Source organism: Pseudomonas sp. P129, assembly GCF_020312195.1.
GTDB classification, from domain to species: Bacteria; Pseudomonadota; Gammaproteobacteria; order Pseudomonadales; family Pseudomonadaceae; genus Aquipseudomonas; species Aquipseudomonas fragariae.
Window position 1 is genome coordinate 492,100 of sequence record NZ_JAGPYS010000001.1, and the last position, 21,616, is coordinate 513,715.

The window sequence follows — 21,616 nt, forward strand, 5'->3', positions numbered from 1 at the left end:
TACCGCGTTTGTACGAGGGCTTATTCGCCCTCATCAAACCGGTTGTCGATCAGCTCGATCAGGCCATCAAGCGCTTCCTGTTCGAATTCGCCTTCGGTGTTCAGGTGGATCTCGGTGCCCTTGCCGGCAGCCAGCATCATCACGGCCATGATGCTTTTACCGTCGACCATGCTCTCCGGAGTGCGGCCGACCCTGATCTTGCAGGGAAACTTGCCTGCGACCCCGACGAATTTGGCGGCAGCGCGGGCGTGCAGGCCCAGTTTGTTGATGATGGTGATTTGACGAGCGGGCATCGCAGTGAAAATCCTTCAGCTGAGGTCGCGGTGGCGGACCTGAACGTTCTTGAGTGATTGTTGCAAGACCTGACCAAGCCGCTCGGTCAGGTAGACCGAACGATGGTGTCCGCCGGTACAGCCGATGGCAATGGTAACGTAAGAACGGTTACTGGCTGCAAACCGGGGTAGCCATTTGTTCAGGTAAGCGAAGATGTCCTGAAACATTTCTTCGACGTCAGGCTGCACCGACAGGTAGTCGATAACGGGTTGTTCAAGCCCCGAGTGGTCGCGCAGTTCTGGCTTCCAGTACGGATTGGGCAGGCAGCGCACATCGAATACCAGGTCTGCATCGACAGGCATGCCGCGCTTGAAACCAAAGGACTCGATCAGAAATGCAGTGCCTGGCTCGGGCTTGTTCAGCAGACGAAGCTTGAGCGCGTCGCGCAACTGATAGAGATTCAGGTGGGTGGTGTTGATCTTCAGGTCGGCCAGATCGATGATCGGGCCAAGCAGTGCGGTTTCATCACGTATCGCTTCGGCCAGCGAACGATCTGCCGTGCTCAGCGGGTGGCGGCGCCGGGTTTCCGAGAAGCGCTTGAGCAGGGTGGCTTCGTCTGCATCCAGATACAGCACGTCGCACTGAATATTGCGCGAGCGTACTTCATCCAGCATCTGCGGAAAACGGGTCAGGTGGCTGGGCAGATTGCGGGCATCTATCGAAACCGCCAGCAAGGGTTCGGCGAGTTCGGTGTTGATCAGCGCGCGTTCGGCCAGCTCCGGCAACAGGCCGGCCGGCAGGTTATCGACACAGTAAAAGCCGTTGTCTTCCAGCACATCGAGCGCCGTACTCTTGCCTGAGCCGGAGCGACCGCTGACGATGATCATGCGCATGGTCAGTTTCCGTTCTGCACGTCCAGCACCACTTGATAAAGCGCCTCAGCGCTTTCGGCACTGCGCAGGCGCTTACGCACATCTTTGTCGTCGAGCATGCTGGCGATCTGGCGCAGCAGCTCCAGGTGTTCATCGGTGGCAGCTTGCGGGACCAGCAAGACGAACAGCAGGTCGACCGGCGCACCATCGATGGCGTCGAAATCCACAGGGGTGGAGAGGTGAATCACTGCACTGACAGGCTCGCTGCAGTCAGCGAGGCGGCAGTGGGGGATGGCAATACCGTTGCCAAAACCGGTCGAGCCCAGTTTTTCCCGGGCGACGAGACTTGCGAATACTGTGTCCGACACCATGCCCGGCACTTCACGGCCGATCAGGTTGGCAATTTCTTCGAGTACACGCTTTTTACTGCCGCCCGGCACGTTCACAAGGGAGCGGCCGGGAGTCAGGATATTTTCGATTCGGATCATTAAATGGGCGTTAGCGAGCGGCCGCACCTTTGAGGATGCTTTGCTGCTTTTCCTTATGCTTGAGCAATTGTCGGTCTAGCTTGTCAGTGAGCAGGTCGATGGCAGCATACATGTCATCATGTTCAGCATTGGCAACGACCTCTCCACCATGGATGTGCAACGTGGCTTCGATCTTCTGCTTGAGCTTTTCGACCGTCATCGTGACCTGCACGTTGGTAATCTTGTCAAAATGCCCCTCGAGCTTCTTGAGCTTGAGCTCAACGTATTCACGAAGGGGTTTGGTCACTTCCAGTTGGTGTCCACTGATGTTGACTTGCATACAGCTTTCTCCTTTGCCAGTGCATAAAGAGGCAGGCATGGCGCATGCCTCTGGGACGCTGTGGCTCGGCCTGCATCACATCAGCCGCTTACGCTCACTGGAAGGGGCGATCCCGAGAGACTCACGGTACTTGGCGACTGTGCGACGGGCTACTTGAATGCCTTGTGCCTCCAGTAAACCAGCGATCTTGCTATCACTCAACGGCTTTTTCTGATTTTCCGCCGCAACCAGTTTTTTGATGATTGCGCGAATTGCCGTGGACGAGCATTCACCGCCCTCGGAGGTGCTCACATGGCTTGAGAAGAAGTATTTCAGCTCGTAAATGCCGCGTGGGGTGTGCATGAACTTCTGGGTGGTTACGCGTGAGATGGTCGACTCGTGCATGCCCACTGCCTCGGCGATGTCGTGCAGGACGAGCGGCTTCATGGCCTCGTCGCCGTACTCGAGAAAACCGCGCTGATGTTCGACGATTTGCGTGGCGACCTTCATCAACGTTTCGTTGCGGCTTTGCAGGCTCTTGATGAACCAGCGCGCTTCCTGCAACTGATTGCGCATGAAGGTGTTGTCTGCGCTGGTATCGGCGCGCCGTACGAAGCCCGCGTATTGCGGATTGACGCGCAGGCGCGGCACCGACTCCTGATTGAGTTCGACTAGCCAGCGTTCATTGTCCTTGCGCACGATCACATCCGGAATGACGTATTCGGCTTCTGTGGATTCGATCTGCGAGCCTGGACGCGGGTTGAGGCTCTGCACCAGTTCGATGACCTGACGCAGCTCGTCTTCCTTGAGCTTCATGCGTCGCATCAGCTGGCCGTAGTCGCGGCTTCCGAGCAGGTCGATGTAGTCGCTGACCAGGCGTTGTGCTTCTGTCAGCCAGGGTGTTTTTGCTGGCAGCTGGCGCAGTTGCAGCAGCAGGCATTCGCTCAGGTTGCGAGCGCCGATGCCGGCAGGTTCAAACTGCTGGATGCGGTGCAGTACGGCTTCGATCTCGTCGAGCTCGATGTCCAGTTCGGGGTCGAAGGACTCGAGAATCTCATCGAGCGTCTCGTCGAGATAACCCTGGTTGTTGATGCAGTCGATCAGCGTAACCGCTACCAGACGGTCCTTGTCGGACATCGGCGCGACATTCAGTTGCCACAGCAGGTGGCTTTGCAGGCTTTCGCCCACAGAGGTGCGCGTGGTGAAGTCCCACTCGTCGTCATCGTTGCTTGGCAGGCTGCTGGCGCTGGTCTGGTAGATGTCTTCCCATGCGGTATCGACGGGCAGCTCGTTGGGAATGCGTTCGTTCCATTCACCTTCTTCAAGGTTGTCCACGGTAGGCGCGGATTCCTGATAGGTCGGTTCCTGAACGTCGGGGTTGGGCTTTTGTTCGATGTTGTCGGCAAGCGGGTCGGAATGGTCGAAGTCGTCGCCTTCTTCCTGCCGCTCCAGCATAGGGTTTGACTCCAGCGCCTCCTGGATCTCCTGCTGGAGATCCAGAGTGGAAAGCTGAAGTAAGCGGATTGCCTGTTGCAGCTGCGGTGTCATCGTCAGCTGCTGGCCCATTCTCAAGACTAGCGATGGTTTCATGGCAGGGGCTAAACACCTTATTCGCCGGCGCGCATGCGCCATCTACTACAGGCGCCGTGGCGCCAACTTAAGCAAATTATATGCCTGAAACCTGTGCGTTTGCCTAGAGTGATATGACAAATAAAATGTTGTCAATACACTGCGTAGGCATCAATCGGCTGCGAAGCGCAAAGGGCAGTCGATTAAAGGCGGAACTCGTGGCCGAGGTAGACCTCTTTCACCAGCTGATTCGCCAGAATGGTCTCCGAATCGCCTTCCGCAATCAGCTGTCCATCGTTGACGATGTAGGCTGTTTCGCAGATATCCAGCGTTTCCCGGACGTTGTGGTCAGTGATCAGTACACCGATACCCTTGGCCTTGAGATGGTGAATGATCTGCTTGATGTCGCCTACCGAAATAGGGTCGACACCTGCAAACGGTTCATCCAGCAGGATGAATTTAGGCGCGGTGGCCAGAGCCCGGGCGATTTCCACACGGCGACGTTCACCACCCGACAGGCTCATGCCCAGGTTGTCACGGATATGGGTGATGTGGAACTCCTGCAGGAGGCTTTCCAGCTCCTTGCGGCGAGCACCGGCATCGAGCTCCTTGCGGGTCTCGAGAATCGCCATGATGTTGTCGGACACCGACAGCTTGCGGAAGATCGAGGCTTCCTGAGGCAAGTAGCCGATGCCTGCGCGGGCGCGACCGTGCATGGGTTGATGGCTGACATCCAGATCGTCAATCAGCACGCGCCCCTGATCAGCCTGGACCAGACCCACGATCATGTAGAAGCAGGTGGTCTTGCCGGCGCCGTTCGGGCCCAGCAGGCCGACGATCTGGCCGCTGTCGATGGAGATGCTCACATCGCGCACGACCTGCCGGCTTTTGTAGCTTTTAGCCAGATGCTGGGCTTTGAGCGTCGCCATTTACTGGGCCTTCTGAGGTTGATCGGTTTTCTTTTTCGGCTGGATGACCATGTCGATACGCGGACGTGGCGTGGTCACCTTGGCGCCGCCATTGGCCCGACCGGCACTGACGACCTGTCTGACCGTGTCGTAGACGATTTTCTCGCCTTCCGAGGTGTTGCCGTCATTGATGACCTTGGCCTTGTCGATCAGGACGATACGGTCCTGGCCGGCGTAATACTGGATGGTGACGGCATAGGCCTGCACGATCGGCTTGTCCACGGCAGGCTTCTGCTCGTAGTAGGCCAGATTGCCGACGGAGGTAAATACGTCGACTTCGCCCTGGGCATTACGCGTGATTGTCACGGTGTTGCCCGTGATTTTCATCGAGCCCTGAGTGATGATGACATTGCCCTTGTAAGTCGCCACGCCTTTCTTGTCATCGAGCTGAGCATCGTCAGACTGGATGTGGATAGGCTGATCTCGGTCGGTTGGCAGGGACCAGGCGCTCGCGCTTCCCAGTGCTGCGCCCAGGCCGAGCAATAAAGGAAGAGTTTTAACGAGCCTCATACTGTCCTCTTACGTTGGACAGCAGGTCCATCCTGCTGTCTTTCAAATACGCTTTCATTCCCTTGGCCGTGGTCACACCGCCTGCGCCGTCGATTCTAACGTCTTGGTCGGTCTGCGCATATTGCTTCTGAGGGAATACGGTCATGCGACTACTGGTGATAATAGTCGTACGTTGTTTTTCATCGGTACGTTCGACGCGCACGGAATCGATCAGCTCGACCTGGTCGCCGCCGGACGAAACCTCGCCTTTCTTGCTCTGCACGTGCCAGGGAAACTCGCCGCCGCGGTACATGTGCAGGTCGGGCGTAGTCAGCAGGGTCACGTCAGTGGCTTTCACATGCTCCACCTTGTCGGAGGTCATGTCGTACTGAAGTGTGCCGTCGGGCAGGTACTGAACGCTGTGGGCGTTGATTGCATAGTAGTCGATGACCGTGTCGTCGACCGTCGAGACCGGTTGATCCATGAAGCTTTCCGGGCTGATGTTCCAGTAACCGACCGCTGCCAGCAGCAGCGCCAGTACCCCGAGAAGCAGGAACTTGCGAATTTTTTTAGTGAACATAATGGCTTCTATAAATAGGCGGAGTGAGCCGCTTCAAGGTTGCCTTGCGCATTCAGAATCAGTTCGCAGAATTCGCGCGCTGCACCTTCGCCGCCTCGCGCCCTGGTTATCCCGTGTGCATGCTCGCGGACAAAGCCGGCAGCATTGGCCACCGCCATGCCCAGGCCGACGCGTCTGATAACGGGCAAGTCTGGCAGATCATCACCCAGATAGGCGACCTGTTCGTAACTAAGGTTGAGTTCTGCAAGCAACTTGTCCAGCACCACCAGCTTGTCTTCACGTCCCTGGAACAGGTGTTCAATGCCCAGGCTCTTTGCCCGGCGCTCGACTATCGCGGTCTTGCGGCCACTGATGATCGCCGTGGTGACGCCCGAGGCTATCAGCATTTTAATGCCCTGGCCGTCGAGGGTATTGAATGTCTTGATCTCGCTGCCGTCTTCCATGAAGTAAAGGCGGCCATCGGTCAGCACGCCATCGACATCGAAGACTGCCAGCTTGATGGCCTTGCCGCGTTGCATGAGATCCTGAGTCATTATTTCGGTTTCCATTACATGACGCCTGCGCGCAGGAGATCCTGCAGGTTGAATGCGCCAACCGGCCGGTCGTTCTGGTCTACGACAACAAGCGCACTGATTTTGTTGTCCTCCATGATTTTCAGCGCCTCGGCGGCGAGCATCTCGGCATGGGCGGTCTTGCCATGAAGCGTCATGACCTCGTCGATGATGGTCTGGCGGATATCGACGGGGCGGTCCAGTGTCCGGCGCAAGTCACCGTCCGTGAAGATGCCGGCCAGTGTGCCGTCGGCTTCGACGATGGCCGTCATGCCCAAACCTTTACGAGTCATTTCAAGCAGTGCGTCGCGCAACAGGGTGCCACGTTGCACGCTGGGCAGTGATTCGCCGGAGTGCATCACATTCTCGACCTTGAGCAGCAGGCGGCGACCCAGTGCGCCGCCTGGGTGGGAGAATGCGAAATCTTCGGCAGTGAAACCGCGCGCGTCGAGCAGCGCCACGGCGAGGGCGTCGCCCATGACCAGTGCGGCGGTTGTCGAGGACGTCGGTGCCAGGTTGAGCGGGCAGGCCTCATGCACGACATGCGCGTTGAGGTTGATGTCGGCAGCCTTGGCCAGAATGGACTCGGGGTCGCCGGTCAGGCTGATCATCTTTATGCCCAGGCGCTTGATCAGTGGCAGCAGGGTGACGATTTCGTTGGTGCTGCCGGAGTTCGACAGGGCCAGGATGATGTCATCACGGGTGATCATGCCCATGTCGCCATGGCTGGCTTCGGCCGGATGCACGAAAAACGAGGTGGTGCCGGTGCTCGCCAGCGTGGCGGCGATCTTGTTGCCGATGTGTCCGGACTTGCCCATGCCGACCACGACCACGCGCCCTTTGCTGGCGAGGATCATTTCGCACGCGCGCACAAAATCGCCGTCAAGACGTTCAAGCAAGCCTTGCATGGCTTCTATCTCAAGGCGAATGGTGCGTTGCGCCGATTGGATCAGGTCACTGGATTGGTTCATGTCTGGAAAGGGTCAGCCTGCTGAAAGGCGGCGATTATAGCGGTAATGAACGATTCCCTCACGTCTGATCGTCGTTGTGTTGTTTTTAAACGAATTTCCTACGTACTTGCGGGTCTGTATTCAAGCCTGTGGCCATAACATTGTGGTACAGAATAATTCAGCGAATACCTGAACCGCTCGGTTCTCTTCTTGGGGGCGGGTGGCTGCGGTGATATAGTTCGCGGCCTGTTCGGCACGCCTGGACAGCCTGTCGGTGTTCAACAACCGGCGGCTTGTGGCGGAAGCTGTATCGCAAGGAGTTTAGATGAGTCCTGATGACGCCTATGCGGTCGAGTTGAAAGGTGTGTCTTTCAAACGCGGTGCGCGCAGCATTTTCAATAACGTTGATATTCGTATTCCGCGCGGCAAGGTCACCGGGATCATGGGGCCGTCAGGCTGCGGCAAGACGACCCTGCTGCGCCTGATGGGTGCCCAGTTGCGCCCGAGCGAAGGGCAGGTGTGGGTCAATGGCCAGAATCTGCCTGAGCTATCGCGCAGTGATCTGTTCGATGCCCGCAAGCAGATGGGCGTTTTGTTTCAGAGCGGTGCGCTGTTTACCGATCTGGATGTTTTCGAAAACGTCGCCTTTCCCCTGCGCGTGCATACCGAGCTGCCGGAAGAAATGATCCGCGACATCGTTCTGCTCAAGCTTCAGGCCGTGGGCCTGCGCGGTGCGGTGGAACTGATGCCGGACGAATTGTCGGGCGGCATGAAGCGTCGTGTCGCGCTCGCGCGCGCAATCGCTCTCGATCCGCAGATTCTCATGTATGACGAGCCCTTCGTCGGGCAGGACCCGATTGCGATGGGGGTGCTGGTGCGTCTGATCCGCCTGCTCAACGACGCGCTGGGTATCACCAGTATCGTGGTGTCCCATGACCTCAGCGAGACGGCGAGCATTGCCGACTATCTCTATGTTGTCGGCGACGGGCAGGTGCTGGGGCAGGGTACGCCTCAGGAACTGATGTCCTCGGACAATCCACGTATTCGTCAATTCATGACCGGCGAGCCGGACGGCCCTGTACCGTTCCACTATCCGGCGCCGGATTTTCGCGAAGATCTATTGGGGAAGCGCTGATGCGCAATAAGTCACTCATGGACCGGGTTCGCCTGCTGGGGCGCTCGGCCATTGATATTGTTACTGTTCTGGGGCGTTCCGGTCTGTTTCTGGTGCATGCCTTGCTCGGTCGTGGCGGTGCGGGCAGCAGTTTCCAACTGCTGGTCAGGCAGCTGTATTCGGTTGGCGTCATGTCGCTGGTCATCATTGTGGTGTCCGGCATGTTCATCGGCATGGTGCTGGCGCTGCAGGGCTTCAGCATCCTGACCAAATACGGTTCGGAGCAGGCGGTCGGCCAGATGGTTGCCCTGACGCTGTTGCGTGAACTCGGCCCTGTGGTGACGGCTTTGCTGTTCGCCGGTCGTGCAGGCTCTGCGTTGACCGCCGAGATCGGCAACATGAAGTCCACCGAGCAGCTGTCGAGCCTTGAAATGATCGGTGTCGATCCGCTCAAGTACATCGTGGCGCCGCGTCTGTGGGCCGGGTTCATCTCGCTGCCGATTCTGGCGATGATCTTCAGCGTGGTCGGTATCTGGGGCGCTTCCTGGGTGGCGATCGATTGGCTGGGAGTCTATGACGGTTCTTTCTGGTCGAACATGCAGAACAGCGTTTCTTTCACGAACGATGTGCTCAATGGGGTGATCAAAAGCGTCGTATTTGCCTTCGTGGTGACATGGATTGCCGTTTTCCAGGGTTACGATTGCGAGCCTACTTCCGAGGGGATCAGTCGCGCGACGACCAGAACCGTCGTTTACGCCTCGTTGGCCGTGCTGGGACTGGACTTTATTTTGACCGCTTTGATGTTTGGAGATTTCTGATGCAAAACCGTGCCATCGAAACCGGAGTCGGTCTGTTCCTGCTGGCGGGGATACTGGCTCTGCTCCTGCTGGCCCTGCGAGTCAGTGGTCTGAGCACAAGCGCGAGCACCGACACCTATAAACTTTATGCCTACTTCGACAATATCGCCGGTTTGACTGTCAGAGCCAAGGTAAGCATGGCTGGCGTCACGATCGGCAAGGTGACGGCGATCGATCTGGATCGCGATACCTTCACCGGTCGCGTCACGCTGGAGATTCAGAAGAAGGTCGATAACCTGCCTTCGGACTCGACTGCGTCGATTCTGACGGCTGGTTTGCTGGGTGAAAAATACATCGGTCTCAGCGTCGGTGGTGATGACAAGCTGCTCAAGGATGGCGGGACTATCCATGACACGCAGTCGTCGCTGGTGCTGGAAGACCTGATCGGAAAATTCCTGCTCAATACTGTTAGTAAAGACGCCAAGTGAGGAGCTTCAAATGATCTCTATTCTGCGCCGTGGTCTGCTGGTATTGCTGGCCACTCTGCCAATGCTGGCGAATGCCGCGGCGACCCCGTCGGCTCATGACCTGGTGGAGCGCACCACCAAGGAACTGTTGAGTGACCTGGCGACCAATCGCGAGCAGTACAAATCCAACCCAAGCGCGTTCTACGATGCCCTGAACCGCATCGTCGGTCCTGTCGTGGATGCCGACGGCATCTCCAAAAGCATCATGACCGTGAAGTATTCCCGCAAGGCCAGCCCTGAACAGGTGAAGCGTTTCGAGGAAAACTTCAAGCGCAGCCTGATGCAGTTCTATGGCAATGCGTTGCTTGAATTCAACAACCAGGGCATCACCGTCGCACCTGCCAAGGATGAAGGCGATGACCGCACCAGCGTGGACATGCAGGTCAAGGGCAATAACGGCGCGGTCTATCCGGTCTCCTACACGCTGGTCAAGCTGAACGGCGAGTGGAAAGTGCGTAACGTCGTCATCAACGGCATCAATATCGGCAAGCTGTTCCGTGACCAGTTCGCCGATGCCATGCAGCGCAACGGCAACAACCTGGACACCACCATCAACAACTGGGCTGGCGAAGTGGCCAAGACCAAATCTACCGTTGATGCCACGCAGAAGCCGGTGCAATGACCGAATCTGCCGTTCGCCTTGTCGGGCCGGGTGAGCTCAGGCTGATCGGGGTGCTGGATTACCGCACAGGGCCGCAACTGCGCAAGCAGGGTGCGGCACTGATCAAATCCGGTGATCTGGCAGACCTCACGCTTGACTGCTCGGGGGTCGAGAAGTCCAGCAGCGTCGGCCTGGCCTTGTTGCTGGCGTTCATGCGCGATGCCCGGGATGCGGGAAAGTCGATGACCCTCCGCTCGCTCCCCGAAGACATGCGCCAGATAGCTCGCGTATCAGGTTTGACCGAGCTGCTGGACGCCCACTGAAAGGCACTATCGAAAAAGCCCTTTATCCGGGACCTGCTTGTCGGGCTTCGCATAACATGGGCTTTTTTTGTATGATGCCAGACCCGCGCGCGTACAGCGCCGATCGAGGTTAAGCATGCAGGCCGTAGAAGTTAAAAGCTTCCTTGAAGGAAAGCTGCCGGAAATCAAAGTGGAAGTCGAAGGCGAAGGCTGTAACTTCCAGCTGAATATCATCAGCGACGAGTTGGCCGGCCTGAGCCCGGTCAAGCGTCAGCAACAGATTTATACCCATCTGAACCCCTGGATTGCCGATGGCAGCATCCACGCGGTGACCATGAAATTTTTCAGCCGCGCTGCATGGGCCGAGCGTTCCTGAGCCAATTGGTGTCGAGACTCTAATGGATAAACTGATTATTACCGGCGGCGTTCGTCTTGATGGCGAAATTCGCATTTCCGGGGCAAAGAACTCTGCCCTGCCGATCCTTGCCGCCACGTTGCTGGCGGACGGACCCGTCACCGTTCAGAACCTGCCGCACCTGCACGACATCACGACCATGATCGAGCTGTTCGGTCGCATGGGCATCGAGCCTGTGATCGACGAAAAGCTCAGTGTCGAGATCGACCCGCGCACCATCAAGACCCTGGTCGCCCCGTACGAGCTGGTGAAAACCATGCGCGCGTCGATTCTGGTGCTGGGCCCGATGGTCGCTCGTTTCGGCGAGGCTGAAGTCGCTCTGCCGGGTGGCTGTGCCATCGGTTCGCGCCCGGTAGACCTGCACATTCGCGGTCTTGAGGCCATGGGCGCGATCATCGACGTCGAAGGTGGCTACATCAAGGCCAAAGCACCCGAGGGTGGCTTGCGCGGTGCCAACTTCTTCTTCGATACCGTGAGCGTGACCGGTACCGAAAACATCATGATGGCTGCCAGCCTCGCCAACGGTCGCAGCGTGCTGCAGAACGCCGCGCGCGAGCCAGAGGTTGTCGATCTGGCCAACTTCCTGATCGCAATGGGTGCCAGGATTCACGGCGCAGGTACCGACACCATCACCATCGATGGCGTCAAGCGTCTGGGCCCGGCCACTTACAAGGTCATGCCTGACCGTATCGAGACCGGCACCTACCTGGTGGCCGCTGCCGTTACCGGCGGTCGCGTCAAGGTCAAGGACACCGATCCGACCATCCTCGAAGCTGTGCTGCTCAAGCTTCAGGAAGCGGGTGCAGAAGTCACGACCGGTGAAGACTGGATCGAGCTGAACATGCACGGCAAGCGTCCGAAGGCGGTCAATGTGCGTACCGCGCCTTACCCGGCGTTTCCGACCGACATGCAGGCGCAGTTCATCTCGCTCAACGCGATTGCCGAAGGCACGGGGGCGGTCATCGAGACCATCTTCGAAAACCGCTTCATGCACGTGTATGAAATGCACCGCATGGGCGCTCAGATTCAGGTCGAAGGCAATACCGCTATTGTTACCGGCACCGAAGTGCTCAAGGGCGCGCCGGTCATGGCCACCGACCTGCGTGCATCGGCCAGTCTGGTGATCTCGGCGCTGGTTGCCCAGGGTGACACGCTGATCGACCGCATCTACCACATAGACCGTGGTTACGAGTGCATCGAAGAGAAGCTGCAAATGCTGGGTGCCAAGATCCGCCGCGTTCCGGGCTAGCAGCACGCGGCCCTGATGCCGCTGGCATCGGGGCCGTCTGTTCTGTCGCGGGTGTGATTTCTGATTCGTTTCACTTCAGGTCAACAGGCCTGAGGGTTGTCATGCGCCGCTTGCGTCGTGACAAAAGTTTCCTGATAAGGACTTACGTTTCCCATGTTGACCATCGCACTGTCCAAGGGCCGCATTCTTGACGACACCCTGCCGCTTCTCGCTGAAGCAGGCATCGTGCCGACCGAGAATCCGGACAAGAGCCGCAAGCTCATCATCCCCACGACTCAGGCCGATGTGCGCCTGCTGATCGTGCGCGCTACCGACGTGCCGACCTATGTCGAGCATGGTGCCGCCGATCTGGGCGTCGCGGGCAAGGATGTGTTGATGGAATACACCGGTCAGGGCCTGTATGAGCCGCTGGACCTGCAGATTGCCAAATGCAGGCTGATGACTGCGGGTGCCATCGGGGCGGTCGAGCCCAAGGGCCGTCTGCGCGTAGCGACCAAGTTCGTCAACGTTGCCAAGCGTTACTACGCCGAGCAGGGGCGTCAGGTCGATATCATCAAGTTGTACGGCTCCATGGAGCTGGCGCCGCTGATTGGTCTGGCAGACAAGATCATCGACGTGGTCGACACCGGTAACACCTTGCGCGCCAACGGCCTCGAGCCTCAGGAACTGATCGCGACCATCAGCTCGCGTCTGGTGGTGAACAAGGCCTCCATGAAGATGCAGCACGCACGCATTCAGGCCCTCATCGACACCCTGCGCAAGGCAGTGGAGTCGCGACACCGTAGCTGATTCATTCACGCAACGTTGAGTTGCGTCCAGCTATCCGTGTCATAGCCAGATTTCTCAGGTGCCTGCGCGGATAGCTTGGTAGCTTTAGGCTCCTGAGCATCCGCCAATTATTGAGGCCCCGCTATGACCACTCCCACTGCAATTCGCCGACTCGACGCTGCTGACCCGGATTTCGCACGACATCTGGATCATCTGCTGAGCTGGGAAAGTGTGTCTGACGATTCGGTCAACCAGCGCGTGCTCGACATCATCAAGGCGGTGCGTGAGCGTGGCGACGCGGCGCTGGTCGAGTTCACCCAGAAGTTCGACGGGCTGCAGGTCGCGTCGATGGCCGACCTGATCCTGCCTCGCGAGCGTCTGGAACTTGCGTTGACGCGCATTACCCCGGTTCAGCGCGAAGCCCTGGAAAAGGCCGCCGAGCGTGTGCGCAGCTACCACGAAAAGCAGAAGCAGGACTCCTGGAGCTACACCGAGGCCGACGGCACAGTGCTGGGCCAGAAGGTCACGCCGCTGGACCGTGCAGGCCTGTACGTGCCGGGTGGCAAGGCTTCCTACCCGTCGTCGGTTTTGATGAATGCCATACCGGCCAAGGTGGCAGGTGTGACCGAGGTGGTGATGGTCGTGCCGACGCCGCGTGGTGAAATCAACGAGCTGGTGCTGGCCGCTGCCTGCATTGCAGGTGTCGACCGGGTGTTCACCGTCGGCGGGGCGCAGGCTGTTGCAGCGCTGGCTTATGGCACTGAAAGCGTGCCGAAAGTCGACAAAGTGGTCGGCCCTGGCAACATTTATGTGGCCACCGCCAAGCGTCACGTGTTCGGCCAAGTCGGGATCGATATGATCGCCGGTCCTTCCGAGATTCTGGTGGTGTGTGACGGTCAGACCGATCCTGACTGGATTGCCATGGACCTGTTCTCCCAGGCCGAACACGACGAAGATGCCCAGGCCATTCTGGTCAGTCCGGATGCCGAATTTCTCGACAAGGTGGCGGCCAGCATCACCCGTCTGCTGCCGACCATGGAGCGGGCGGCCATCGTCGAAACGTCGATCAACGGTCGCGGCGCGCTGATAAAGGTGGCTGACATGGCCCAGGCCATCGAAGTCGCCAATCGCATTGCGCCCGAGCACCTCGAACTGTCGGTCGCCGATCCGGAAGTCTGGCTGCCGCAGATTCGCCATGCGGGTGCGATCTTCATGGGGCGTCATACCTCCGAAGCGCTGGGCGATTACTGTGCCGGCCCCAACCACGTGCTGCCGACCTCTGGCACGGCACGTTTCTCTTCGCCGTTGGGCGTCTACGATTTCCAGAAGCGCTCGTCGATCATCTATTGCTCGCCGCAAGGTGCGTCCGAGCTGGGCAAGACCGCGTCCGTGCTGGCTCGTGGCGAATCCCTGAGCGGCCACGCGCGCAGTGCCGAATATCGAATCACTGACCCTGACTGGACAGCAGGCAACACAGAGGACGGCAAATAATGAGCAAATTCTGGAGCCCTTTTGTCAGCGATCTGGTGCCTTATGTGCCGGGCGAACAGCCGAAACTGACCCGACTTGTCAAGCTCAATACCAATGAAAACCCGTATGGCCCTTCGCCAAAGGCCATCGACGCCATGCGCACTGCGCTGACCGACGATTTGCGCCTGTACCCGGACCCCAACAGCGATCTGCTCAAGCACGCTGTCGCCGATTACTACAAGGTGCAGCCCAGTCAGGTATTCCTGGGCAACGGCTCGGATGAAGTGCTGGCGCACATTTTCCATGCCTTGTTTCAGCACGATGCTCCGCTGCTGTTCCCGGATATCAGCTACAGCTTCTATCCAGTGTATTGCGGCCTGTATGGCATCGACTATGAAACGGTCCCGCTGGACGAACAGTTCCAGATTCGTGCCGAAGACTACGCCAGACCGAATGCCGGGATCATCTTCCCCAACCCGAATGCGCCGACCGGTTGCCTGCTCGGTCTGGACAAGGTCGAGCAGATCATCAAGGCCAGCCCGGATTCGGTGGTGGTCGTCGATGAAGCGTATATCGACTTTGGTGGCGAGACGGCCATTACGCTGGTCGATCGTTACCCGAACCTGCTGGTCACCCAGACCCTGTCCAAGTCGCGCTCGCTGGCCGGCCTGCGCGTCGGCTTGGCGGTGGGGCATCCTGACCTGATCGAGGCGCTGGAGCGGGTCAAGAACAGCTTCAACTCCTATCCGCTGGACCGTATGGCCAATGTGGGCGGGGCGGCCGCTTTCGAGGATCGCGAGCACTTCGAGACGACCCGCAACAAAGTCATCGAAAGCCGCGAGGCACTGGTCGAGCAACTGCAGGGCAAAGGCTTTGAGGTGCTGCCATCGGCAGCCAACTTCATCTTCGCCCGCCACCCGCAACACGATGCCGCAGCACTGGCTGCCAGACTGCGCGAGCAGGGCGTCATCGTCCGCCACTTCAAACAGCAGCGAATCGCCCAGTTCCTGCGCATCAGCATCGGCACGCCAGAGCAGCATCAGGCATTGCTGGAAGGCCTGAGCGACCTCTGAGAAGTGGATCGGTCAGCCCGAAAACGGGCTGACTCTGCGCCGTCACTCATCGCCGACCTGTGTGAGTAATCCACATGGCTCGAAAACACCTCGGACCTGTGGGAGCGAGCTTGCTCGCGAAAGGGTCTGCACAAACGCCGAAAATGCATCGACTGAAACACCGCCTTCGCGAGCAAGCTCGCTCCCACAAGATCAGCGCTGCTGCAGAACATCTACGTGGCTCGAAAACACCCCCGACCTGCGGGAGTGATCCACAGGGCTTGAAAACACGCCGGACCTGTGGGAGTGAGCTTGCTCACGAAGAGGCCGGGGCAGTCGCTGAAAATCTATATATCCGTGACTAAGCCTTCGCGAGCAAGCTCGCTCTCACAAGATCAGCGCTGCTGCAGAACATCTACGTGGCTCGAAAACACCCCCGACCTGCGGGAGTGATCCACAGGGCTTGAAAACACGCCGGACCTGTGGGAGTGAGCTTGCTCACGAAGAGGCCGGGGCAGTCGCTGAAAATCTATATCCGTGACTACGCCTTCGCGAGCAGTTGGCTCCCACGTCCTTTGGGCAGAAGCCTGGACGCCCTTTATTTCGGGCGTCACTGATCTGTGCTGTACCTCATTTTGAGGTACTGGCGCATCACTCCGGCGCTGCGACCGGGGTAGGGGCGGGCGGTGGACGCAGGCCGACTTCGGCGCTCAGGCGCATTTCCTTGCCGTTGCGCATCACGTCGATAGCAATCTTGTCCTTGGGTTTGGTGCGCGCCACCTGGTTCATCGAACGACGCCCGTCGCCGGCAGGTTCGCCATTGATGCTCAGGATCACGTCACCCAGTTGCAGTCCGGCTTTCTGCGCCGGGCCGTCGCGGAAGATGCCCGCCACAACGATGCCTGGACGATCCTTCAGTCCGAAGGATTCGGCCAGTTCCTGAGTCAGGGGTTGAACTTCGATGCCCAGCCAGCCACGAATGACCTGACCGTGCTCGATGATCGACTTCATGACATCCATGGCCAGCTTGGTCGGAATGGCGAAGCCGATGCCCTGCGAGCCGCCGGACTTGGAAAAGATCGCGGTGTTGATACCGATCAGATTGCCGCTGGCGTCGACCAGTGCGCCGCCCGAGTTACCCGGGTTGATGGCCGCATCGGTCTGAATGAAGTCTTCATAGGTGTTGAGGCCCAACTGATTGCGCCCGGTGGCACTGATGATGCCCATGGTCACGGTCTGGCCGACCCCGAACGGGTTGCCGATCGCCAGTGCCACGTCGCCGATGCGGATGCTGTCAGAGCGCGCGATGGTAATCGCCGGCAGATTTTTCAAGTCGATCTTGAGCACCGCCAGGTCGGTTTCCGGGTCATTGCCGATGACCCGGGCAATGGTTTCACGGCCGTCCTTGAGCGCGACCACGATCTGGTCAGCGCCGGTGGTGACGTGGTTGTTGGTCAGTATGTAGCCTTCGGGGCTCATCATGACGCCAGAACCCAGGCTCGATTCCATACGCTTCTGCTTGGGCGTGTTGTCGCCGAAGAAGCGTCGGAACTGCGGGTCTTCGAAAAGCGGGTTGTTGCCCTTGTTGACCATCTTGGTGGTATAGAGGTTGACCACCGCGGGCGCTGCGGCAATGACCGCGTCGGCATAGGAAGACGGACCTTGCATGACATTGGTGGTCTGTGGAGCCTGTTGCAGATTGACATCCAGGCTCGGCAGACCGACCCACTGCGGATAGCGCTGAATAATCAGCATGGCGATAAGCACGCCAGCCAGCAATGGCCAGCCGAAAAAACGCAGTGCCTTGAACATTTAACAAGTCCTGATGGTTGCGGGCGCAGAAAGTTTTGCCACGGGTGCGCCATAATGGCGGGCATTATACGAGTACAACGCAGCTCTGAACTGCATATTTAGGAGTCTTTTATGGCTGTTGCCCTGAGCACCCTGGTCGAAGAAGCCGACCGCTATCTGAACAGTGCCCGGATTCAGGATTACTGCCCCAATGGCCTGCAGGTCGAAGGGCGCCCGCAAGTCATGCGCATCGTCAGCGGCGTGACGGCCAGTCAGGCCCTGCTGGACGCGGCAGTCGACGCTCAGGCTGATCTGGTTCTGGTCCACCACGGTTATTTCTGGAAGGGCGAAAACCCGTGCGTCGTCGGTATGAAGCAGCGTCGCCTGAAAACCTTGCTCAAGCATGACATCAGCCTGCTGGCCTATCACCTGCCGCTGGATGTGCACCCCGAGGTGGGCAATAACGTGCAACTGGCGCGTCAACTGGACATCACGGTCGAAGGCCCTCTGGACCCTGAAAACCCGCGTGTGGTCGGGCTGATCGGCTCATTGTCCGAGCCCGTGACTGCGCGGGATTTCGCCCGCCGCGTGCAGGATGCGCTGGGTCGTGAGCCGTTGCTCATTGAAGGCAGTCAGATGATTCGCCGTGTCGGCTGGTGCACGGGCGGTGGTCAGAACTATATCGATCAGGCGGTGCTGGAAGGCGTCGATCTGTTCCTCAGTGGCGAAGCGTCGGAGCAGACGTTTCATAGTGCACGCGAGAATGACATCAGCTTCATTGCCGCCGGTCATCATGCCACCGAGCGCTACGGCGTGCAGGCGCTGGGCGATTATCTGGCGCGGCGGTTTGCGCTCGAACATATCTTTATCGACTGCCCGAACCCGATTTGAACGATCAAACAGCAGGGCATATGCATAGATCGTTTCGATCTAGTTGCATCGCTGATTAGCGATATCACGCATGTTAAAGTGCGCGGCTCGAATACGGCCCGCTGGCCGCCCCGGGGTTTCCCGGTCCATAACGAACGCAATCCGTGAGTAGCCATGGTTGACAAACTGACGCATCTGAAACAGCTGGAGGCGGAAAGCATCCACATCATCCGCGAGGTCGCCGCCGAGTTCGATAACCCGGTGATGCTGTACTCGATCGGCAAAGATTCGGCCGTGATGCTGCACCTGGCGCGCAAGGCATTCTTCCCCGGTAAACTGCCATTCCCGGTCATGCACGTCGATACGCGCTGGAAATTCCAGGAGATGTATCGCTTTCGTGACCAGATGGTCGAGGAAATGGGCCTGGACCTGATCACCCACATCAACCCCGATGGCGTGGCACAGGGCATCAATCCGTTCACCCACGGCAGCGCCAAACACACCGACATCATGAAGACCGAGGGCCTGAAGCAGGCGCTCGACAAGCATGGTTTCGACGCCGCCTTTGGCGGTGCCCGACGCGACGAAGAAAAGTCCCGGGCCAAGGAACGCGTCTACTCGTTCCGTGACAGCAAGCACCGCTGGGACCCGAAAAACCAGCGTCCCGAGCTGTGGAACGTCTACAACGGCAACGTCAACAAAGGTGAGTCGATTCGTGTGTTCCCGCTCTCCAACTGGACCGAGCTGGACATCTGGCAGTACATCTACTTGGAAGGCATCCCGATCGTGCCGCTGTATTTCGCCGCCGAGCGCGACGTTATCGAGAAGAACGGCACGCTGATCATGATCGACGACGAGCGCATCCTCGAGCATCTCACCGATGAAGAGAAGTCGCGCATCGTCAAGAAAAAGGTCCGTTTCCGCACTCTGGGCTGCTACCCGCTGACCGGTGCCGTCGAGTCCGAAGCGACCAGCCTGACCGACATCATTCAGGAAATGTTGCTGACGCGAACTTCCGAACGCCAGGGCCGGGTCATTGACCATGACGGCGCTGGTTCGATGGAAGAAAAGAAACGTCAGGGTTATTTCTAAGGGGTGTCACATGTCGCATCAATCTGATTTGATCAGCGAGGACATCCTCGCCTACCTGGGCCAGCACGAACGCAAGGAAATGCTGCGCTTTCTTACCTGTGGCAACGTCGATGACGGCAAGAGCACGCTGATCGGGCGTCTGCTGCACGACTCCAAGATGATCTACGAAGACCATCTGGAAGCCATCACCCGTGACTCGAAGAAGTCCGGCACCACCGGCGATGATGTCGATCTGGCGTTGCTGGTGGATGGCCTGCAGGCCGAGCGGGAGCAGGGCATCACCATCGATGTCGCTTATCGCTATTTCTCCACCGCCAAGCGCAAGTTCATCATCGCCGACACCCCGGGCCACGAGCAGTACACCCGCAACATGGCTACCGGTGCGTCGACCTGTGACCTGGCGATCATTCTGGTGGACGCCCGCTATGGCGTGCAGACCCAGACCCGTCGTCACAGCTATATCGCCTCGCTGCTGGGCATCAAGCATATCGTCGTCGCCATCAACAAGATGGACCTCAACGGCTTCGATGAAAGCGTTTTCGAGTCGATCAAGGCCGATTACCTGAAGTTTGCCGAGGGCATCGCGTTCAAGCCGACCACCATGGCTTTTGTGCCGATGTCGGCGCTCAAGGGCGACAACGTAGTGAACAAGAGCGAGCGTTCGCCGTGGTACACCGGCCAGTCGCTGATGGAAATTCTCGAAACTGTCGAAATCGCCAGCGACCGCAACTATGCGGACCTGCGTTTCCCGGTGCAGTACGTCAACCGTCCGAACCTCAACTTCCGCGGTTTCGCCGGTACGCTGGCCAGCGGCATCGTGCACAAGGGCGACGAGATCGTCGTGCTGCCGTCGGGCAAAAGCAGCCGTGTGAAGTCCATCGTCACCTTTGAGGGCGAGCTGGAGCAGGCGGGGCCGGGTCAGGCGGTGACGCTGACCATGGAAGACGAGATCGACATTTCCCGTGGTGACCTGCTGGTGCATGCCGACAACGTTCCGCAGGTCAGCGATGCGTTCGATGCCATGCTGGTGTGGATGGCCGAAGAGCCGATGCTGCCGGGCAAGAAGTACGACATCAAGCGCGCCACCAGCTATGTGCCGGGCTCCATCGCCAGCATCACCCACCGGGTCGATGTGAACACGCTGCAGGAAGGCCCTGCCAGCTCGTTGCAGCTGAACGAGATCGGCCGGGTCAAGGTCAGCCTTGATGCGCCTATCGCGCTGGACGGCTACAGCAGCAACCGCACCACGGGTTCGTTCATCGTCATCGATCGTTTGACCAATGGCACCGTTGCTGCAGGCATGATCATCGCCAAGCCGGTTTCAGGTGGTGGCTCGCAGCACCATGGCGAACGGGCTCACGTCTCCACTGAGGAGCGCGCGCAGCGCTTCGGCCAGCAACCGGCCACCGTGTTGTTCAGCGGCCTGTCCGGTGCGGGCAAGAGCACCCTGGCCTATGCCGTCGAGCGCAAGCTGTTCGACATGGGCCGTGCGGTCTATGTGCTGGACGGTCAGAACCTGCGTCATGACCTGAACAAGGGCTTGCCACAGGACCGTGCCGGTCGTACCGAGAACTGGAGCCGTGCCGCTCATGTGGCGCGTCAGTTCAACGAAGCCGGCCTGCTGACCCTGGCGGCATTCGTTGCACCGGATGCAGAAGGGCGTGAGCGCGCCAAGGCGCTGATCGGCAAGGATCGTCTGCTTACCGTCTATGTGCAGGCATCGCCAGCGGTCTGCCGCGAGCGTGATCCACAGGGCCTGTATGCCGCCGATGGCGACAACATTCCTGGCGAGTCCTTCCCGTATGACGTGCCGCTGAATGCCGATCTGGTGATCGACACGCAGACACTCAACGTCGAAGAAAGCGTCAGGCAGGTGCTGGAGCTGCTGCGCAGCCGCGGCGCGATCTGATTCATAGCCTCTAGCGGGGCAAGGGATTGCAGTTTCGATCCACAGAAAAGCCCGCCGCAGATGCTCTCTGCGGCGGGCTTTTTGTGTGGCTGCGAAAGCTTACTTCTTCAAGCCGTAATGCTCATCGAGCATGCCCGGGGTATTGGGCGACTTGGGGGCGTAATCCTTGGGTGTTTCAGTGTCGCGTGGCGGGGTCAGGCGGTCGCGATGATCGCGGTGCGCATGACTGGCCTCAGGGTGCAGGGCGGCCAGCAGGCGTTGGCGGGTCAGCTCGTCGAGAGCCAGGCGGTTGGCGCCCTCGGCAAGGTGTTCCTGAACATCCTGATAGCTCTGTGAAAGCTTTTGGACCAGATTGGCCGTGCTGTTGAAGTGCGTGACTACCTCGTTCTGATAGGCGTCGAAACGCTCCTGAATGTCATCCAGCTGGCGCTGGGTGCTGTTCGGAACGGTGTTGGGCAGCAGGCGTGCCACCAGAAAACCAATGACGACACCGGCCACCAGGGCGAGCGTCGGCAACAACCAGACTAAGAGCGAGTGTTCCACGAGTCCTTCCTCTATAAACGGCTTTGCTTTACGTTAACGGCTCGAACCTGCGCTGTATACCCGCGACGTATCGTTGAT

The 21,616-nt window shown here is 58.9% G+C and carries 25 protein-coding genes; 13 read left to right on the forward strand and 12 right to left on the reverse strand.

Annotated features, from left to right (window positions below; all coding sequences use genetic code 11):
• Positions 1-20: 20 nt before the first annotated feature.
• From KBY02_RS02195 to KBY02_RS02240, 10 genes are all read right to left on the reverse strand, one after another.
• Complete coding sequence (locus KBY02_RS02195) at positions 21-293, reverse strand: HPr family phosphocarrier protein (RefSeq protein ID WP_032654321.1); 273 nt, start codon at positions 291-293, stop codon at positions 21-23.
• 15 nt (positions 294-308) lie between these two features.
• Entirely contained in the window at positions 309-1,166 is an 858-nt protein-coding gene (gene rapZ / locus KBY02_RS02200; RefSeq protein ID WP_003400242.1) for an RNase adapter RapZ, read from the reverse strand.
• A gap of 2 nt (positions 1,167-1,168) precedes the next feature.
• Entirely contained in the window at positions 1,169-1,633 is a 465-nt protein-coding gene (ptsN, locus tag KBY02_RS02205) for a PTS IIA-like nitrogen regulatory protein PtsN (protein WP_003400244.1), read from the reverse strand.
• A gap of 10 nt (positions 1,634-1,643) precedes the next feature.
• Positions 1,644-1,952, reverse strand: coding sequence for a ribosome hibernation-promoting factor, HPF/YfiA family (hpf, locus tag KBY02_RS02210; RefSeq protein ID WP_002555091.1), 309 nt, complete (start codon positions 1,950-1,952; stop codon positions 1,644-1,646).
• A 75-nt stretch (positions 1,953-2,027) separates the two neighbouring features.
• Entirely contained in the window at positions 2,028-3,521 is a 1,494-nt protein-coding gene (locus KBY02_RS02215) for an RNA polymerase factor sigma-54 (protein WP_003340639.1), read from the reverse strand.
• Positions 3,522-3,703: 182 nt separating this feature from the next.
• On the reverse strand, positions 3,704-4,429 hold the full coding sequence (gene lptB, locus KBY02_RS02220) for an LPS export ABC transporter ATP-binding protein (RefSeq protein ID WP_002555089.1): 726 nt from the start codon (positions 4,427-4,429) through the stop codon (positions 3,704-3,706).
• The gene (gene lptA / locus KBY02_RS02225) at positions 4,430-4,978 is read right to left on the reverse strand and encodes a lipopolysaccharide transport periplasmic protein LptA (RefSeq protein ID WP_002555088.1); all 549 of its coding nucleotides are present in this window, start codon (positions 4,976-4,978) and stop codon (positions 4,430-4,432) included.
• Positions 4,965-5,537, reverse strand: coding sequence for an LPS export ABC transporter periplasmic protein LptC (gene lptC, locus KBY02_RS02230; RefSeq protein ID WP_024661038.1), 573 nt, complete (start codon positions 5,535-5,537; stop codon positions 4,965-4,967). The genes lptA and lptC overlap by 14 nt, the downstream gene beginning before the upstream one ends.
• A gap of 8 nt (positions 5,538-5,545) precedes the next feature.
• Positions 5,546-6,085, reverse strand: coding sequence for a KdsC family phosphatase (locus tag KBY02_RS02235; protein WP_024661039.1), 540 nt, complete (start codon positions 6,083-6,085; stop codon positions 5,546-5,548).
• Complete coding sequence (locus KBY02_RS02240) at positions 6,085-7,059, reverse strand: KpsF/GutQ family sugar-phosphate isomerase (RefSeq protein WP_003400250.1); 975 nt, start codon at positions 7,057-7,059, stop codon at positions 6,085-6,087. The genes KBY02_RS02235 and KBY02_RS02240 overlap by 1 nt, the downstream gene beginning before the upstream one ends.
• 304 nt (positions 7,060-7,363) lie before the next feature.
• Between KBY02_RS02240 and KBY02_RS02245 the strand changes: the two genes are divergently transcribed.
• The 10 genes from KBY02_RS02245 to hisC all read left to right on the forward strand — a co-directional run bounded on the left by KBY02_RS02245 (position 7,364) and on the right by hisC (position 15,354).
• Positions 7,364-8,173 carry an ATP-binding cassette domain-containing protein gene (locus KBY02_RS02245; RefSeq protein ID WP_003313589.1) on the forward strand — a complete coding sequence of 270 codons (810 nt, stop codon included), beginning with the start codon at positions 7,364-7,366 and terminating at the stop codon, positions 8,171-8,173.
• A complete protein-coding gene (gene mlaE / locus KBY02_RS02250) occupies positions 8,173-8,970 on the forward strand; it encodes a lipid asymmetry maintenance ABC transporter permease subunit MlaE (protein WP_003313588.1) in 798 nt (265 codons plus the stop codon). The genes KBY02_RS02245 and mlaE overlap by 1 nt, the downstream gene beginning before the upstream one ends.
• A complete protein-coding gene (mlaD, locus tag KBY02_RS02255; protein WP_003313587.1) occupies positions 8,970-9,437 on the forward strand; it encodes an outer membrane lipid asymmetry maintenance protein MlaD in 468 nt (155 codons plus the stop codon). The genes mlaE and mlaD overlap by 1 nt, the downstream gene beginning before the upstream one ends.
• 10 nt (positions 9,438-9,447) lie before the next feature.
• Positions 9,448-10,098 carry a phospholipid-binding protein MlaC gene (locus KBY02_RS02260; RefSeq protein ID WP_003400251.1) on the forward strand — a complete coding sequence of 217 codons (651 nt, stop codon included), beginning with the start codon at positions 9,448-9,450 and terminating at the stop codon, positions 10,096-10,098.
• Complete coding sequence (locus tag KBY02_RS02265; protein WP_003313585.1) at positions 10,095-10,400, forward strand: lipid asymmetry maintenance protein MlaB; 306 nt, start codon at positions 10,095-10,097, stop codon at positions 10,398-10,400. The genes KBY02_RS02260 and KBY02_RS02265 overlap by 4 nt, the downstream gene beginning before the upstream one ends.
• Positions 10,401-10,515: 115 nt before the next feature.
• The gene (locus KBY02_RS02270) at positions 10,516-10,755 is read left to right on the forward strand and encodes a BolA family protein (protein ID WP_002555079.1); all 240 of its coding nucleotides are present in this window, start codon (positions 10,516-10,518) and stop codon (positions 10,753-10,755) included.
• A 22-nt stretch (positions 10,756-10,777) separates the two neighbouring features.
• Positions 10,778-12,043 carry a UDP-N-acetylglucosamine 1-carboxyvinyltransferase gene (gene murA / locus KBY02_RS02275; protein WP_024652828.1) on the forward strand — a complete coding sequence of 422 codons (1,266 nt, stop codon included), beginning with the start codon at positions 10,778-10,780 and terminating at the stop codon, positions 12,041-12,043.
• Between the two features lie 153 nt (positions 12,044-12,196).
• Positions 12,197-12,832 (forward strand): ATP phosphoribosyltransferase, encoded by a 636-nt coding sequence (gene hisG / locus KBY02_RS02280; protein ID WP_005739058.1) that lies wholly within the window; start codon positions 12,197-12,199, stop codon positions 12,830-12,832.
• 123 nt (positions 12,833-12,955) lie between these two features.
• Complete coding sequence (gene hisD / locus KBY02_RS02285; protein ID WP_032654326.1) at positions 12,956-14,302, forward strand: histidinol dehydrogenase; 1,347 nt, start codon at positions 12,956-12,958, stop codon at positions 14,300-14,302.
• A complete protein-coding gene (gene hisC, locus KBY02_RS02290) occupies positions 14,302-15,354 on the forward strand; it encodes a histidinol-phosphate transaminase (RefSeq protein ID WP_032654328.1) in 1,053 nt (350 codons plus the stop codon). Before hisD ends, hisC begins: the two co-directional genes overlap by 1 nt.
• Before the next feature lie 630 nt (positions 15,355-15,984).
• On the opposite strand, the gene algW is transcribed toward hisC, so the two are convergent.
• On the reverse strand, positions 15,985-17,145 hold the full coding sequence (gene algW / locus KBY02_RS02295) for a Do family serine endopeptidase AlgW (protein ID WP_003340656.1): 1,161 nt from the start codon (positions 17,143-17,145) through the stop codon (positions 15,985-15,987).
• A 111-nt stretch (positions 17,146-17,256) separates the two neighbouring features.
• Here algW and KBY02_RS02300 point away from each other — a divergent pair, with 111 nt between their 5' ends.
• The 3 genes from KBY02_RS02300 (at position 17,257) to cysN (ending at position 20,995) form a co-directional block, all read left to right on the forward strand.
• A complete protein-coding gene (locus KBY02_RS02300) occupies positions 17,257-18,015 on the forward strand; it encodes a Nif3-like dinuclear metal center hexameric protein (protein ID WP_003406058.1) in 759 nt (252 codons plus the stop codon).
• A 153-nt stretch (positions 18,016-18,168) separates the two neighbouring features.
• The gene (gene cysD, locus KBY02_RS02305) at positions 18,169-19,086 is read left to right on the forward strand and encodes a sulfate adenylyltransferase subunit CysD (RefSeq protein ID WP_003313577.1); all 918 of its coding nucleotides are present in this window, start codon (positions 18,169-18,171) and stop codon (positions 19,084-19,086) included.
• Between the two features lie 10 nt (positions 19,087-19,096).
• A complete protein-coding gene (gene cysN / locus KBY02_RS02310) occupies positions 19,097-20,995 on the forward strand; it encodes a sulfate adenylyltransferase subunit CysN (protein ID WP_011268855.1) in 1,899 nt (632 codons plus the stop codon).
• A gap of 99 nt (positions 20,996-21,094) precedes the next feature.
• Here cysN and KBY02_RS02315 read toward each other — a convergent pair whose 3' ends face one another.
• On the reverse strand, positions 21,095-21,538 hold the full coding sequence (locus tag KBY02_RS02315; protein ID WP_003406053.1) for a YhcB family protein: 444 nt from the start codon (positions 21,536-21,538) through the stop codon (positions 21,095-21,097).
• Positions 21,539-21,616 lie beyond the last annotated feature (78 nt).